This is a genomic window from Aerosakkonema funiforme FACHB-1375 (assembly GCF_014696265.1).
GTDB lineage: Bacteria > Cyanobacteriota > Cyanobacteriia > Cyanobacteriales > Aerosakkonemataceae > Aerosakkonema > Aerosakkonema funiforme_A.
This window is the reverse complement of record NZ_JACJPW010000014.1, coordinates 46,749-61,823: the sequence shown is the minus strand read 5'-3', so window position 1 is coordinate 61,823 and position 15,075 is coordinate 46,749. Positions and strand designations below refer to the sequence as shown.

General features: G+C 47.4%; 14 protein-coding genes. 4 read left to right on the top strand and 10 right to left on the bottom strand.

Annotation, left to right across the window (positions count from 1 at the left end; all coding sequences use genetic code 11):
* Positions 1 to 647: 647 nt before the first annotated feature.
* From H6G03_RS07690 to infC, 3 genes are all read right to left on the bottom strand, one after another.
* Entirely contained in the window at positions 648 to 1,127 is a 480-nt protein-coding gene (locus H6G03_RS07690) for a Crp/Fnr family transcriptional regulator (RefSeq protein ID WP_190463726.1), read from the bottom strand.
* A 325-nt stretch (positions 1,128 to 1,452) separates the two neighbouring features.
* On the bottom strand, positions 1,453 to 4,446 hold the full coding sequence (locus tag H6G03_RS07685) for an Npt1/Npt2 family nucleotide transporter (RefSeq protein ID WP_190463724.1): 2,994 nt from the start codon (positions 4,444 to 4,446) through the stop codon (positions 1,453 to 1,455).
* Positions 4,447 to 4,995: 549 nt separating this feature from the next.
* Positions 4,996 to 5,529: a translation initiation factor IF-3 gene (gene infC, locus H6G03_RS07680; protein WP_190463723.1), complete on the bottom strand. Its 534-nt coding sequence runs from the start codon at positions 5,527 to 5,529 to the stop codon at positions 4,996 to 4,998.
* A gap of 510 nt (positions 5,530 to 6,039) precedes the next feature.
* Here infC and H6G03_RS07675 point away from each other — a divergent pair.
* Positions 6,040 to 6,990: an alpha/beta fold hydrolase gene (locus H6G03_RS07675; protein WP_190463720.1), complete on the top strand. Its 951-nt coding sequence runs from the start codon at positions 6,040 to 6,042 to the stop codon at positions 6,988 to 6,990.
* 71 nt (positions 6,991 to 7,061) lie between these two features.
* Here H6G03_RS07675 and H6G03_RS07670 read toward each other — a convergent pair whose 3' ends face one another.
* Positions 7,062 to 7,403, bottom strand: coding sequence for a BON domain-containing protein (locus H6G03_RS07670; RefSeq protein WP_190463718.1), 342 nt, complete (start codon positions 7,401 to 7,403; stop codon positions 7,062 to 7,064).
* Positions 7,404 to 7,692: 289 nt separating this feature from the next.
* Between H6G03_RS07670 and ilvN the strand changes: the two genes are divergently transcribed.
* Positions 7,693 to 8,214: an acetolactate synthase small subunit gene (ilvN, locus tag H6G03_RS07665; RefSeq protein WP_190463716.1), complete on the top strand. Its 522-nt coding sequence runs from the start codon at positions 7,693 to 7,695 to the stop codon at positions 8,212 to 8,214.
* 30 nt (positions 8,215 to 8,244) lie between these two features.
* Here ilvN and H6G03_RS07660 read toward each other — a convergent pair whose 3' ends face one another.
* The 3 genes from H6G03_RS07660 to H6G03_RS07650 all read right to left on the bottom strand — a co-directional run bounded on the left by H6G03_RS07660 (position 8,245) and on the right by H6G03_RS07650 (position 10,167).
* Positions 8,245 to 9,249 carry a zinc-binding dehydrogenase gene (locus H6G03_RS07660; RefSeq protein ID WP_190463714.1) on the bottom strand — a complete coding sequence of 335 codons (1,005 nt, stop codon included), beginning with the start codon at positions 9,247 to 9,249 and terminating at the stop codon, positions 8,245 to 8,247.
* Positions 9,250 to 9,415: 166 nt separating this feature from the next.
* Positions 9,416 to 9,625, bottom strand: coding sequence for a hypothetical protein (locus H6G03_RS07655; protein ID WP_190463712.1), 210 nt, complete (start codon positions 9,623 to 9,625; stop codon positions 9,416 to 9,418).
* 170 nt (positions 9,626 to 9,795) lie between these two features.
* Complete coding sequence (locus H6G03_RS07650; RefSeq protein WP_206756614.1) at positions 9,796 to 10,167, bottom strand: helix-turn-helix domain-containing protein; 372 nt, start codon at positions 10,165 to 10,167, stop codon at positions 9,796 to 9,798.
* A gap of 112 nt (positions 10,168 to 10,279) precedes the next feature.
* Here H6G03_RS07650 and H6G03_RS07645 point away from each other — a divergent pair, with 112 nt between their 5' ends.
* Entirely contained in the window at positions 10,280 to 10,603 is a 324-nt protein-coding gene (locus H6G03_RS07645) for a hypothetical protein (RefSeq protein WP_190463707.1), read from the top strand.
* Positions 10,604 to 10,634: 31 nt separating this feature from the next.
* Here the strand turns inward: H6G03_RS07645 and H6G03_RS07640 are convergent, their stop codons facing one another.
* The 3 genes from H6G03_RS07640 to H6G03_RS07630 form a co-directional block, all read right to left on the bottom strand.
* Entirely contained in the window at positions 10,635 to 11,936 is a 1,302-nt protein-coding gene (locus H6G03_RS07640; protein ID WP_190463705.1) for a dihydrolipoamide acetyltransferase family protein, read from the bottom strand.
* 152 nt (positions 11,937 to 12,088) lie between these two features.
* Positions 12,089 to 12,538, bottom strand: coding sequence for a YlqD family protein (locus tag H6G03_RS07635; RefSeq protein WP_190463703.1), 450 nt, complete (start codon positions 12,536 to 12,538; stop codon positions 12,089 to 12,091).
* A 112-nt stretch (positions 12,539 to 12,650) separates the two neighbouring features.
* Positions 12,651 to 14,678 carry a long-chain fatty acid--CoA ligase gene (locus H6G03_RS07630; RefSeq protein WP_190463701.1) on the bottom strand — a complete coding sequence of 676 codons (2,028 nt, stop codon included), beginning with the start codon at positions 14,676 to 14,678 and terminating at the stop codon, positions 12,651 to 12,653.
* Between the two features lie 180 nt (positions 14,679 to 14,858).
* On the opposite strand from H6G03_RS07630, the gene H6G03_RS07625 reads away from it, so the two are divergent.
* The gene (locus H6G03_RS07625; protein ID WP_190463699.1) at positions 14,859 to 15,071 is read left to right on the top strand and encodes a hypothetical protein; all 213 of its coding nucleotides are present in this window, start codon (positions 14,859 to 14,861) and stop codon (positions 15,069 to 15,071) included.
* Positions 15,072 to 15,075: the final 4 nt, after the last annotated feature.

Here is a 15,075-nt window from a genome sequence, read left to right as displayed (position 1 = left end):
CTCTTTTAATCTACTTTTTAACATTTTCCAGTTTCTACAACTCTCAGAGGTTCTTATTCCGATGGCTCAGGTCTACCTTCACACAATCTTTAAATAAAATGATTTATTATTTTCTGCGTGTAAGTAGCTGTTTTACAGTAATCGACCGTTCACTTCAACTACCGTATTTATACATAAATACAGCCGAAAACGTTCCTGCGTATGCTTAAGAAAAGCTACATCAACAAGCGTCAATGAATAGTGAACTTTTTGGGAACAATTTGTTAATGTTAAATTTAATACATCATAGCTCAAATATCGGCAATTGTAAATTGCTTCTTACAGTTACCATTTCTACTCAACAGAAGAATTTTAGAAATATCAAGGCATATCGATATAATGGCGCTCTCCTATTTGTGCTGTAATACCCTAATTTTAGGGACTCTTGACTGCGATTTTTCAGTTGCTCTTTAGATGAGTTCAATCCATGAAAGCTTGATTTAGAGGGGATTTTAGGCGATCGTTTATCTGTTGAAATCATACTGCGATCGCAGTATGATTTCAACGATTTAGACAGGCACAGATTTCTCGGCAAAAAACTGGAGTTCGAGGCATAGCAAAGGTTTGAGACATGGGGACTTCCCTGTAAAGCGAAACCCCATTTAGTCCTATCCCACCAATTTCTTCCCTCCAGCAGTGTCCTGTGTCTGACGCTCAGCTGCTTGGGCATTTAACTTTTGGTTCAAATCGCGTGTGCGGCGGGAAAGCAGGCGGATGATGTTAACCGCAATTCCGGGCGTTTCCTCAATAGCGTCGTAGAGTTGCTGCTGTGTCAGCACTAGACACTCACAGGCTGTTACAGTCGAGACTGAGGCGGAACGAGGTTCGGCGTCAAACAAAGACATTTCACCAAAGCAGGCACCTGGCCCCAACTGGGCGAGATCGTTGTTTCCGATATGCACGCGGACTTGGCCGAGTACGACTATGTAGAGAGATCGCCCCTCCTGCCCTTGGGTAAAAATGGTGTGCTTGGTCGGAAATGATAGCTCATCCATCACCGAAGCAAGTCGGACGAGAAAATCATCCCGCAGTTCCTGAAAGATGGGCACGCCCCTGACAAACAATAGCCGATCGACACTGGTAAGCATCTATCTATACTTTTATCTGATAATAATAATACCCCGGCTATGCGTCAACATCCCGGAGCCCGCTCAACCTAACATCAGTAGGTTCGCAAGCAACATTGTACTGGTTTTTAGCGAACGAGGCGTTTTGCATATCTTATGCTTCATTATCAAAGCAGAGAAAATAAAGGTTCAGTAGAATTTCATTAGCCATTTCCTGAATAAAAACAAATCAATTCGATTGCCAAGATTGGGTAAGTATTTTGACAGGCATTTACTGGGGAATTTGTATCCTTAAACCCAACTGTAACTTAGAAATACCTCGCCTCTTGACGAAGTATACTTCAACTTACGCTGGATTCTCACCCTGCTCTATACCTAACTCTGCCATCATTTCCTGCACTTGAGCGGCTACTAGGCGATCGGGATCTTGTTTGAGTTTCGGTAGGAGTTCTGCTAGCGCACGTTGGGAGGCAACTCTGAGGTAAGCTATCACCGCTTCTCTCACAAAACCCGTAGGATGACGCAGACAAGCTATAGTAGCTTCAGCCGTCAAATTCCAACGAGCCGATCTCGCTAAATGAAAACAACAAGCTAGAGACCAATCTGATAGAAAGTGCCTTAAAGATAGCAACCTACGCACGCGATCTCTCTCGTCCAAAGGCTGATAGACAACTAGCGCTGCTAAACTTTGCAATTTTTCCCAATCCGAGTTGCGATCGAGAACGGTGAGCAACACACGTTTAGTAGGAATATCAATAGTTTGGTCTAATATTTCTAACCCCCTTGCCATCTCAGATGGAGAACCCGATCGCAAATTAAAAGCTGCTGCTTGAATAGCCCCAAGCGGATACAAAAATTTCATCAGTAAAAAACACCGCTCCACCGAATCTGCCAGTGCATCTTTGAGGGCCCTTTGCAGCAAATCGGCTTCGTTGCTTTTTAATTCTCGGCTCAGATCTATCCTAGCGGCGTACATCTGCGCCATAAACATTAGTTCCTGATCGATTAACATTTCGACGCCGCTGCGCCCCAACCGATCCAGTACGCTTTCAATACCAATTTCATTGGGCAACTTCAGCACAATTTGGATAATTTGACGTCTGGTGTTTCCCCAGGCAGTCATCAAGTTAGACACTAATACGTTCAGGGCTTCGCGAGTGCTAATACGACCGATCGCATCCCAGGCATAGCGTCGCACCAAATCAGGTTTGTGAATATTTGTTGCAAGGGACAGGAGCATGGGAATAGCATCGTTTTCCAGTCGGACTATTGCGTGCAGGGCCGCCTCGCGAGTAGACTTATATTCCAAACCGCGTAGGAGGGAAGGATAGTACTCTTCCAAACGAGTAGCGGCGATCGCTTCCAGCAAAGCACAGCGTACCCGCAACGACTTATCTCGCAACAAGTTGGGAATTTGCAGCCTGAGTGTTTGCAAATACACCGCTTCACCTAGCGCCCGACAACCCATTACCCGTTCTTGTTCTTCTTGATGGGTTAGCATCCGCCGCAAGACAGATGTTGCCTCTGCTTTTTGCGTGGCGCTTCCCAAGCGCAAAAGTAGGGAAGCAGCAGTACCTCGCACCATCGGATCGATCTCCGGACGCAGATAGGGCCTTAACTGACGCAGATCCGGTTCTGGTTCGGTTAGCCAAACATAGCGCAAAGCAACGGCTAAGACATCCGGTTCGGGATCTGAGGTTTCTATGAGAGCGCGAATATTGCTCAAATAAGCTGGATTGGGATTGTTGAGCATCACTTCCAAGCTTTGACGTTGCAAAGCGGGTGGAAACTGAGGCAGCAGAGGAGCTAGTATTTCGCCAACGTCTTGGGAGTAGATTTGACTGAGAAGTTCGATGCAAGAGCGCTTTTCTGCCTCCTCTGCGGGACGCTCCAGCACTTCTACGACGGCTCGCTTCAAGACGCGCAAATCGACATCGGCGCTACCGAGCTGTCCGCGTTGGGCGCTCAATACTAACAAGTCTACATAGCGCGATCGCAACAGCCAAACCGACATCAGCCACGCTAAGGCAAAGATGACTATTCCGACGACCACAATCCAACCCAGCCACTCTTTCTGTACTTTCTCCCCAAGAGTAGGGAATGCCCAATGGATTAACCAGAGAATCCCTAAGATCGCACCTCCCGTAAAACCCGTTGCCACAGGTTCCGCAATGCCACGGGCTTTCGTCTCCACACTGCCGCGCAGGTTCTCCGGGATGGGTTGGAATAGCACCGAACCGGTGCTGGCAACGAAGGTGTAGCGCAGCAGTTCATCGACAAACTTCAAGACGATTAAACCGATGAATAATTCTAATCCCTTGAGGGAAAATACGCGCAGCACAGCCAATATCAATATTGTCAGAGGAATCAAGCCCAGGATAGCCATCACTGCGGGTGGCAGCATGGCGGTTACGAACACCCCCATCCGTTCGATCACCCTACTGGAGATAAACCATTGCGTGATCAGCTCGCAGATGCCGACAATACCACTGAACAAACCTAAGAAACTGGCAATATCTTTACCATCTAAGTGCAGTTCCAACTGGGAGAGATACTGAAAGTCGATTAGCAGCAGCAATACCTGGGCGATTACAAAAAAGGCATAGAGTAATATCTCGTATTGTCGTAACGGCCCCGCCAGTTTGCGAGTGGAAGATCCATCGTGGTAATCCCTTAAGTTGCTTGGGTGAGAATCGGGAAATGACTGCTCGTAGCGATTGCTGAGATAGTAGAGAATTCCCGCACCCATAACCAGCATTACCGCCGCTACCAAGATGATATTGTGCAGTCCTACAACGGAAAGCAGCAGGGGTAGGGAAAAACCGCTCAGTACGTCTGCTACTAAACTGCCGCTACTGATCAGGGGAAAGGTGCGCTTAATTTCCCGGATGTTGAATAGCTGGTTTGCGGTCAGCGAGGTGTTGAGGTGATTGAGAGCGTAGGCTCCATCTACCCATAAGGGGAGTAAAAATACTGTCAGCCAACCCAAATCGGGAAACTGTAAGCCCACGCGAAATAATAGCAGAGGGACGGCTAGCAGCACCGCGATCGTCACGATAAATTGTCGCAACGGCAAAATTCTTTGCATCCAGGTGGATAATAAACCCAATGCTCCGCCCAGTCCAGCGCTGGCAATATAAATCCAGGGCAACCACTCTGCTCCCAACTGATCGAGGAACAAAGCTACTGTGCTGGCTTCCAACCATACCAATCCTATGGAAGTAGTTGTATATACAGCGAACATCAGTAGCGTGCGTTCGCTTTCTTCTGCACGCAGGTTGAGCCATTGCAGCAATAATCGTGAAAAACCCCACGAAGGCGATGTATTGTTCAGCGTCATAAAAATAACAGGGAAACCGCACGGGCGAGCGAAAGCAGAGGGTTTGCTGGGCTATTTGTCAAGTGGTTAGTTGTCGTGACAAATAGCGATCTTTTCCAGCAGTAGCAGATAATCTGTTTGTTTAACTGATGCCTTGGTATATTTAGCGTAAAGCTAAAGCAAGAATACAGAAAGAATTGGGAGATTTTATTTTGAACTAAAAATGTTTCGGCTTCCACCAAAATTTGCGCTGTACACAGAGGTTTTTAGGAGGATGCAAAATTTTTGAATTAATATGAAATCTTAACTATTGTATCTGAATTTAGTTTTTCCTGCGATCGCACTCCAAGCAAAAACATAGCTCTGAAAGCTTACCTCAGAACTTGCAAAAATACTAGCAGGAGCTATGTTTAATGAGGAATTAGGCACTCTAGGAGCTTTCCTAAAGTGCTTTCCCTGTCCTTTGGCTGCGATCGATATTTACATAGTCGCATAATGACAAGTAATCCCAAGTGCGATCGCCTGTCGCCTTCAAGCAGGGCAGTTATGGTGCGTTCTCCAAAAAGCCGGCTATTTTTTGGGAGCCAGCAGCATCATCATATTGCGCCCTTCTTTTTTGGGTGCTTGCTGCACTTCGGCAATCTCCTGCAAATCGTTGGCCATCCGATTGAGCAGCTCTTCTGCCAAGTCGCTGTGTTGAATTTCCCGCCCACGAAACATGACGGTCGCTTTTACCTTATCTCCTTCCTGAATAAACCGCTTTGCGTGAGCAAGCCGCACGTTATAATCGTGTTCCTCAATCTTGTAGCGCATCTTGACTTCCTTAACGTCAGCCGTGTGCTGCTTTTTCCGGGCTTCCCGCGCCTTTTTTTCCTGCTCGAACTTAAACTTGCCGTAGTCCATGATCCGGCAAACAGGCGGGTCAGCCTTATCGCTGACTAAGACAAGATCGAGTTCTTTTTCGATCGCTAAGGGCAACGCTTCTTGTGGGGACATAATCCCCAGCTGCGACCCATCGGTATCAATAACTCGAATTTTTGGAAATCGAATGCGTTCGTTGATTGTAGGTAAATTACTTGGGCGTCTTTTTTCGATCACAGGCATTGGTAAGGTTTGTGAGCAGTTGAGTGACAGTTTGGATCGTGCTGCGGTTTGCAGTATTATCTAGATCCTTGATGGGGCTACGCAGTAGCTGAGCGGCATTGCCGTCTCGGAAGCGGGAAACCACCATAAAGCTTTATCTGCTTGTACTTGCCATTCTACTCACTCTGGTTGAGTTTCGGCCTATTTTTTTACATAATGTCTTAAGAACTGGCCTACCAGAGCCGCAACTTCCTTTGGAAGGAATTACCATTAAAACTTAATAAAGAAACAGGAAACTAGCTCAGCCAATCAGTACTGTATAGAATTCTACCAATCTTAAAAAAAGCTGAAGAAAAAATGCTCAAGTGAACAGATAGTTAATTCCGGTTAACTAAACAATGACCAAAGCGAAAAATGTCAATCTCACGCCCCACCAAGTATTATCCCCCTCGAAATGACATTCGATCGATCGCCAAAGCTAAAATTGAAATCTGAGCAACATTTTGTAATACTTTTGAAGCAGAGGTTAGCGTGACCACTTCCCTGCACTGGCAGCAACGGGTTGGCAGTCAACGAGATTGGGTTTGGCGAGGCTGGCAAACTCGATACACTTATATGCGGCCTTCTCAGTCTACTGGGGATGCTACGACCTTTATCCTGCTGCATGGATTTGGGACTTCCATTGGCCACTGGCGACACAATATGACAGTATTCAGTCAGTCGCACCCGGTTTACGCATTGGATATGCTCGGCTTTGGGGCTTCGGAGAAAGCATCAGCGAAATATAACGTCACGCTTTGGGTAGAGCAAGTCTACGACTTTTGGCGGACTTTTATTCGGCAGCCGGTGGTTTTGGTTGGTAATTCGATCGGTTCTTTGGTCTGTATCGCCGCCGCCGCAGCTCATCCGGAGATGGTGCGGGGCGTTGTGATGATGAGTTTGCCCGATCCATCGGTGGAAGAGGAAATGATTCCTCGACCGTTGCGATCGCTCGTTGCTACCATTAAAAACATTGTCGCTTCCCCGCCCGTACTTCAAACTTTTTTTTATTGGGTGCGAGTGCCCCAGCGAGTTCGCGGCTGGGCGGCCATCGCCTACGCTAACCCCGAAGCGATTACCGATGAATTGGTAGATATCCTGGTTGGGCCTGCCCAAGACAGAGGTTCTGCCCAAGCCTTCTGTGCTATCCTCAAAGCGATGACAAGTTCACAATTTGGCCCCAGTGTCAAGTCTTTGCTTCCCAACTTAAACATTCCCTTGCTCCTCATCTGGGGCAGTCAAGACAAGATGATACCTCGCGGTTTAGCCCGTCAGTTCAAACAGTACAACCCCAATTTGGAAGTTATCGAGTTAGACAACGCCGGTCACTGTCCTCACGATGAGTGCCCAGAGCGGGTAAATCAAATAATTTTAGAGTGGGTAGATGCCCACTGTACAAACACAAGGAAGCTGGATACGACACGGGAGCCGTCGAAAGTGTAAAGTAAAAAGTAAAAAGAACTAAGCTAACAAGAGAGCTTTCTTTTGCCTTTTTACTTTCGCTGTTTGGATCGCTAACCAACTTTGACCTGATCGGTACTGACAGATGTTGCACCGCTCACGCTACGGGCTACCGACACCATCTTATTGAGAACGTCCTGAGAAGGAACTTCTCCTTTCAAAACCACAGTACCGCCAGTTTGAGCTACCCAAAGACGATCGTAATCAGTCAGTTCCTGGTCTTGGTCAAAAGCTAGAGCAACTCGTTTGGCTAAACCGCTTTGGTCGTACTCGCCATTCAATCCCACTCGCTCTGGGGGAATTTCCCCTCCATCAGGAGCCGATCCTGCCGGTGCGGGATTCGTCTGAGCATCAGCGGGCTTTTCCATTCCGAATAGGCGTTGTAACCAACCCATTGGCGTTTTTCCTCCATTAAATATGAACACAAATAATAATTAAACATTTTTCGATGATTTACTGCATCTATCGTCAAAAAGATTTTATATTCTCCCATTCCTACGTCTTTAGACAGATAAAGCCAGGATCTGGCTTTGTCACGGTGGTCTGACAAAAACCGCAGCAGTGTTGCCACCACAAGCAGTTGCGGTAATATGATTAAACTAAACCCGTGCAGCTTCTTTGTGGCATAGGGTAATTTTGTATCTTCAGCAGTATGCGATCGCGCCTCAGCATTTTTTCACGATCATGAAACACACCCTTTCCGTTTTGGTTGAAGATGAAGCCGGTGTCCTAAGCCGCATTGCTGGTCTATTTGCCCGTCGAGGCTTTAATATCGAAAGTTTGGCAGTTGGCCCAGCAGAACAGATGGGAATTTCGCGGATTACAATGGTCGTCCCTGGCGATGACAGAATTATCGAGCAGCTTACCAAACAACTTTATAAGTTGATTAATGTCCTTAAGGTACAGGATATTACTGAGATTCCCTGCGTAGAGCGAGAGTTGATGCTGCTCAAAGTTAATGGTAACAGCAGTACTCGTTCGGAAATTATCGAATTGGCTCAGATTTTTAGGGCGCGGGTGGTGGATGTTGCGGAGGAGTCGCTGACTCTGGAAGTAGTTGGCGATCCGGGTAAGATGGTAGCGATCGTACAAGTACTCCAAAAATTCGGTCTTCGGGAAATTGCTCGCACCGGTAAAATTGCCCTCACTCGCGAGTCGGGGGTAAACACTGAGTTTCTCAAATCTTTGGAAGCAAAAATTTCGTAACCGAGTAGGGTGGCCATTGCCCACCCGCTCCTAATTTATAATTAAAGAAATTTTCCCAGTCGTCGAGCCAGTTTCCAGCAAGCGATGCGCTTCGGCAGCTTGTTCGAGGGGAAAAGTGTTGCTGAGGTGAATTTTGAGTTTACCTTGGTCTATCAGACGCGCACATTCTTCTAAAATTTTGCCTTGGTGTATCTGTGCTGACACCAATCCTTGTAACATTGGTGTCAACATCAGTTCTAAGCTAATTCTCAGATTTCGGTTTCTGGCTGTCTTCAAATTTCCCAAGGCGGGATCTGGTTCTAAAATGGTGATTAAATCGCCGTAAACCTGCACGGCTGGAACGGTTTTGTAAAAGGTTTTGCCGCCTACGGTATCGAAGGCGAGGTCTACTCCTTCTCCATTTGTCCAATCTAATGCGGCTTGGACAAAATCGGTTTCTTTATAGAAAATTATTTGATCTGCACCCAGTTGGCGAACGAATTCGGCTTTGTCTTGCGAACCTACTGTAGTACAAACTTCGGCACCTTGCAGCTTTGCCAATTGTATCGCAACGTGACCGACGCCACCAGCACCGGCGTGGATGAGAACTTTTCGTCCAGCTTCCAGGCGTCCGCGATCGTACAATGATTCCCAAGCGGTAATGAGGACGAGGGGAGCTGCTGCTGCTTCGGCGAAGGAGAGGGAAGTGGGTTTGCGGGCGACATACCGCTCTTCTACAACTATATATTCAGCATAGTTACCGTAGCGATCGCCCAGTCCACCATAGCAGAAATATACCTCATCGCCGACACCGAAGCGGGTGACACCAGCACCGACTGCTTCGATGACGCCAGCACCATCGCATCCCAAGATTGCTGGCATTTTATCTGGATAGAAGGTGCCTCGCTTCCGCAGTTTAGTATCGATCGGGTTGACACCTGCTGCCCGCAATCTTACCAAAAGTTCTGTGTCTCCTACAGGAACGGCAGGGTTTTCGATTTGCCGCACTTGTAGTACTTCGGGATCTCCGGCGGCTGTCATCAAGACTGCTTTCACAAGTTTTTCTCCTCACGGCTGAAGCTATTAGTTGTCGTCGGCTAGAAACCCGGTTTTTCTAAAAAACCGGGTTTGTGGAACCCCTCAAAACTAGCTTGACGGATTACTAGGGCTTGTATTTGCCACTTTACCGCAAGTGGGAGGAGAAAGCGATCGTCTCAAAGTGTCAAAATAACAGAAATAATATCAAAGCAGCGCTGGCTACGATCGCTAGAAGAGAGGTACCATCTTCTTGTTTCGGCTGAGGCTTAGGATCGAGGGAGCGTTCTAATCCGCATTTGAGGCAGACATATCTGCGGGGGTTGTTCGGATCGTTGACAAATGGACATTGCGCTTTACTGCAATCAACAGCGCAGGTTTTTTGTACCGTTGTCATGAAAACCCCCGATTGTAACAACTACCTTTGTTTATTCAACCGATATGGTTAGCTTCAGGAGAATTGCTGGCAATTTCGGTAAATTGTTGGGGATGGGGAGGGTGCGATCGGACTTTCACAAAGACAATCAGACAATAGCGATCGCATTCTGTAATATTTCAAACTTTGTCCTAGTTTTCTTTCTGCTCCAGTTCCCGTGGATCTTCCAGAATCATAGCTATTTCTAGCAGTTCCCAGCACTGATAATCTTTGCCTGTCTCTGGGTTAAAGGGACGAACAACTCGACGATACGCTTCCAAGGTATCGACCATTAGTTTATTGCCGTTTGCCAACTCTACATCGTTGAGTCTGGTTTTGCCAACACCGGTGAGGTCTGCTAACTCATCCAGCGTTAAGCCTTTTTGTTCGCGGGCATTTTTCAAAATTAGCCCAACTTTTACCATTCCCACCTTGTCAAATCGGGCTATCGGTTCGCTTTTCTTGCTTTGGCGCGACATAACAACCAGACACAAACCTGTGAAATCGTGTGAGAGTAAAAGCATTCTAGCGCAGCAGCTACTTTACCCCTCATTGTCCGGAATAGTGGATATTGACTATTTATCCGAAATAGTGGATAGTAGATATAGTTATATATGTGCGAAGATTGTCTAAACTATGACAACCTTATTTAAGAGGGTTAGACCTGCCCAGAAATTCCGCATCACCAAGCGCAAAATCGCCAAATTCCTGGGAATTGCTGAGTCATTAGTACAGGAAGTGGAAAAATGGCCTTACATTCAAAAATGCTCTAGCTGGGAAGATTGGGAAAAATTGTGGAACGCCATCCGAATCGATCGCAGAAAGCACTGCAAGCAATACGAGGATTCCTTAGTGCAATTTTGGCAAGAAATCTGGGCTAAACGCAGCGATGCTCTTCCTAGCAAGGTAATGGTTGATAATTATACAACAAATTTAGCAGGAAGTGCGATCGCGCTCTAACAAAAACCCCCTTTTTAAGGGGGCGGGGGAATTAGAGAGTCAAAGATTGCGGGTCTGTTTCAATTAACTTCGCCAAATCTTGCAAGAAAGCCGCCGCATGGGCACCGTAAATAATGCGGTGATCGCAAGTAATATTAACCTGCATTTGCCGCTTCACTCCCATCAACCCATCTTCAGTGGCGACAACTTGGGGACGGGACGCGCCAATTGCGAGGATGGAACCTTGTCCCGGCGGGAGAATCGCGTCAAATCGGTCTACGCCAAACATTCCCAAATTCGACAAAGTAAATGTGCCAGAATTATACTCGTGCGGTTGCAGCTGCTTGGTTCTGGAACGCTCTACCAAATCTTTCCAAGTGCGAGAGAGAGAGTAGATATCGAGTTTATCGGCGTTTTGCAATACTGGCGTGATCAGTCCGCCATCATCCATTGCCACCGCTACCGCCACATTAATCGCAGAAGGATATTGAATGCCTTGGTCTGTATAGCTGGCATTCAGCAAAGGATGTTTTTGTAAAGCTACTGCTACTGCTTTGGCTAGCAGCGCCGTCATCGTGACGCCTTTAGACTTAATTTGCTTGTAAAGTTTATCGAGATTATCTGTAGTGATGGTATAACCGACATGGTACGTAGGCACTTGCAAGCTAGCCACCATGTTCCGGACGACAGCATTTTGCAGTGTAGTTAAAGGCACTACTTTACCGGGGGCTACCGCGACGGGGGCAGGTGCGGGTGCTGGTTTTGCTGCTGGTGCGATGGGGACGGGTGCGGGCGGTGGCGCAACAGGCGTTATGGCGGGTGCGGCGACGGCTGGTTTTGCCCTACCTACTGCGGCTTCCACGTCTTCTGCGACAATGCGTCCGTGCGGGCCACTGCCTCGCAAGCTACTCAATTCTACTTTCAATTCCTTAGCCAACTTTTTGGCGCGGGGAGAAGCAATTAAACGTCCGTTGCCGTTACTGCTGCCGTTGGGAGAAGCTGGGGCGGCTGCAACTGGCTGGGCTGCTTGTGCTGGGGCGGCTGCGGCTGGGGCGGTTTGTGCGGGTGGGGCGTTGTTGCCTGTTGCCTGTTGCTTGGCAGTTTCGATTTCTGCTTCGGTTTCTGCTACTAAAGCAATGGTGGCACCAACGGGAGCTGCTTCGCCCGCCGGTACGACGATCGTCGCCAAAAAGCCTTCGTAGAAGGACTCTACATCCATATCTGCCTTGTCGGACTCGACCACCACCACGGTTTCGCCTTTTTCAACTTTGTCGCCTGGAGATTTAACCCAGGAAACTATTTTGCCTTCGGTCATTGTAGAACTGAGAGCGGGCATGAAAACTTCGTGGATCATGGGGTGATGTACCGAATCGACAATTTACTAGAATAACAGATTTAGTCAGTGGAAAATTTTAAATTTCAGATTGCAGATGGGAAATTTATTTTGGATTGTCAATTTTAAATTCGCAATCTGAAATCTGAAATCTCTCGATGATAATGACTGCTCTAAATATCGCCGCGAATTTCTTCGACTACACCATCGCGCAGCAGAATTTCTACTTGCATTTTCTCAACTAAGTTGTCTCCTGGTTCAATGCGGAAAATGCTTTCTATTTGGCCTTGATTGACTTCTTGATTGAGTTCGAGAAGTTGCACTTGTTGGAGTTGTTGGAGGCTTTGATTTTTTTGCTCTAGCAGTTCGCTTTTTCTCTGGTTGACCTGCATTTGAATGTTTTCAATTTGCTGCATTACTTGCGGGCCAGGTGGTTGCAGACTTTGTTTTTGAATTTCTGTGATTGCCCGCTGTGCTTGGGTTTCTAACTGTTGCAATTGCTGGTCAATTTGATTGAGTTGCGACTGAAGTTGCTGCTGCGCCTCTTCTTTCCAGCGAGTTGTGACGATCGCTTTGACGGTAACGGGGCGTTTCAGCAGAAGGTGGTTCGTAGAGACATCCATAACCATTTAACTTTGAATCTCGTACAGGAGCGGGCTTTTTTTAGTTCTGAGTGTTGAGTGCAAAAGTGCTGAGTAATTTTTTCACTCAGCACTTTTGCACTCTGCGCTCATTTTAGTACATCGCGTCGATCGAATCGCTATAGCGTTCCATCACGACGGGTCGCCGAATTTTCAAGGTTTGAGTCATCATGCCATTTTCGATCGAAAATGGCTCCAGAATTAGCCTAAATGGGCCTATGCGGTCATCAGGACGATAGCCAGGTCGATTTTGGACTTCGCGGTTTAGTTCTTGCCGGAATAAGTCTTGGACAATTTTACTATCGAGGTCGATTTCTTGGTTTGATGACGCCTCAAGGGATACGGTTTCCTCCGGGAGATGCAATCTGAGATTTTGCGATGAAGCCCATTTCTGGAGGGCTTCTGTGTTGGGGACGATTAAGGCACCTAGCGATCGCTTGTCCTGCCCTACTAGCATAATCTGGTCGATGTAGGGACTACGCAAGCAGGCGTCTTCGATCGGCTGGGGTTCGATATTTTCCCCATTCGTCAATACAATCGTATCTTTTGCTCGTCCGGTCAGTACCAAATCGTTTCCTGCGGTTATCCAACCTAAATCACCGGTATCGAACCATCCTTCGGGGTCGATCGCCTTGGCTGTGGCGGTGGGATTGTGGTAATATCCCCCCATCACCTGCGGCCCGCGTACCAGCACTAAGCCGCGCTGACCCACAGGTAGGGTTTGACGGGTTTCGGGATCGACTATTTTGCATTCTGTCAGGGGGATGGGTTGTCCCGCCGAACCGCGTAGATTGTGCCAAGGGCGACGGGCATGGGTAACGGGGGATGTTTCGGTTAAACCGTAACCGACGAGTACTTCTACTCCTACTATTTCAAAAAAGTTGTCCAAGTGCGTTGCTAGGGAACCGCCACCGCTGAGGACGTATTTCAATCTGCCGCCGGTAGCTTGACGCACTTGCTGATAAACTAGGCGATCGGCTATTGCTTGGATGGGAGTGAGGGCGATTGTTTGTGCTGCGGCGAGGAGTTTTTCTGCTGGTGAAGGAGGGAAAGGTTGTAATTTTAATCCTCGCACAATTCGCCGCGCTTCGATGTATTTTTGGCTGATACCTAATAGGGTATTTATCAATCGCTGTTTGTTGGCGGGTTGTTCGCGGAACTGCTTTTGCACGCCTTCATAAATTGATTCCCAAAGACGCGGTACTCCCACCATGTAGTGCGGTTTGAATTGTTTGAGGTCTGATTTGACGTGACGCAGATTTGTATAAATTTGCGTGACGCCTTGGGAGATGATGAAATATTCGGCAGCGCGTTCGTAGGCGTGCCAAGTCGGGAGGATACTGAGAACTATATCGCCCGGTTGCGGTTGAATTACGGAACCCAAGGTGGTAACTTGGTGGAGCAAGTTGCCGTGGGATAGCATGACGCCTTTAGGCTTGCCGGTAGTTCCGGATGTGTAGAGGAGAGTGGCTAGGGTATCCCGGTTTTGGTTAGTCGGTTTTAGCTGTTGGTCAGCGCCAACTGCCATTAATTGAGAGAAGTTAAGAATTTTGAGATTGGAAGAAGTTTCGGGTTCTTCGTCGGATAGCAAGACTGCGAACTGGATGGGGAGGTCGTCGAGGCGATCGCGCAATTTTTTCAGCGTCTTGCGGTCTTCTACCACCAGAGCTGTACTACCGCTATTCTCTAAAATATACAGCAGTTCTTCCTTTTCTGCTTGGGCGCTGCGAACTACGTTAGCTGCCCCTGCCATCATAATGCCCTGATCTGCAATCATCCAGCGGGGACTGTTATCGGCGATGAGGGCGATGCGGGCGGGGACGCCCGCACCACTGGAGACGCCCGCACCACTGGGCGGTTCTGCGTCTGGTTGCACTCCCAACGCCTGCAATCCAGCGGCGAATTGCTGAATTTTCCGATATAGCTGTGGGTATGTGAGTACTACCTCTGGTTTGGCGTGGGGGTCATGCAGGGCGATGATATTCTCAAATCTTTGTGCTGCCAATGGCCAGATTTCCGGCAAGGACTGCGCTGAGGAGTAATCTGCCAAACGTTCTAAGTTAGCACGCTCTCGCTCTTTCATTTTCAAGTCATTGGGGGAGGCTGGTCTGTCTTTCAACATAGTCTCACATTATGGATGCAAATTTATCTTTGATTTCCAAGTTATCTTTACTATTGCTCGATCGTCACATCTGGGGGACAGAATTGATTCTGTCTGTCTTGTCTTGTCGTGTTCGGTATGATGCGATTTTTTAATTCCATCATTAGACATCTCCAGAAAATAATCTCAAAGGCAGGCAGGATGCCTACCCCACAAGAATTTTTGGAGATGTCTATTATAAGGTTACTTTCCGAAAGTAGGGGTATAAAGGTTCATGCTATTCGAGCCGTGTTTATAGAGGGCAAAAATATTTTTACTAATTCTGCCATTTTTAACCGCGCTCATATTCAGATATCAATTTTAGATACCTATCTGATTCAGGAGTCTTATTTGGTAGAAGAGAAACAGGAGTAATTAT

Coding starts and splice junctions, on each gene's coding strand:
- H6G03_RS07635 (WP_190463703.1), bottom strand. CDS start 12,538: ATGGATGTCTCTACGAACCACCTTCTGCTGAAACGCCCCGTTACCGTC.
- H6G03_RS07630 (WP_190463701.1), bottom strand. CDS start 14,678: ATGTTGAAAGACAGACCAGCCTCCCCCAATGACTTGAAAATGAAAGAG.
- H6G03_RS07655 (WP_190463712.1), bottom strand. CDS start 9,625: ATGACAACGGTACAAAAAACCTGCGCTGTTGATTGCAGTAAAGCGCAA.
- H6G03_RS07645 (WP_190463707.1), top strand. CDS start 10,280: ATGACAACCTTATTTAAGAGGGTTAGACCTGCCCAGAAATTCCGCATC.
- H6G03_RS07650 (WP_206756614.1), bottom strand. CDS start 10,167: ATGCTTTTACTCTCACACGATTTCACAGGTTTGTGTCTGGTTGTTATG.
- ilvN (WP_190463716.1), top strand. CDS start 7,693: ATGAAACACACCCTTTCCGTTTTGGTTGAAGATGAAGCCGGTGTCCTA.
- infC (WP_190463723.1), bottom strand. CDS start 5,529: ATGCCTGTGATCGAAAAAAGACGCCCAAGTAATTTACCTACAATCAAC.
- H6G03_RS07640 (WP_190463705.1), bottom strand. CDS start 11,936: ATGATCCACGAAGTTTTCATGCCCGCTCTCAGTTCTACAATGACCGAA.
- H6G03_RS07625 (WP_190463699.1), top strand. CDS start 14,859: ATGCCTACCCCACAAGAATTTTTGGAGATGTCTATTATAAGGTTACTT.
- H6G03_RS07690 (WP_190463726.1), bottom strand. CDS start 1,127: ATGCTTACCAGTGTCGATCGGCTATTGTTTGTCAGGGGCGTGCCCATC.
- H6G03_RS07685 (WP_190463724.1), bottom strand. CDS start 4,446: ATGACGCTGAACAATACATCGCCTTCGTGGGGTTTTTCACGATTATTG.
- H6G03_RS07670 (WP_190463718.1), bottom strand. CDS start 7,403: ATGGGTTGGTTACAACGCCTATTCGGAATGGAAAAGCCCGCTGATGCT.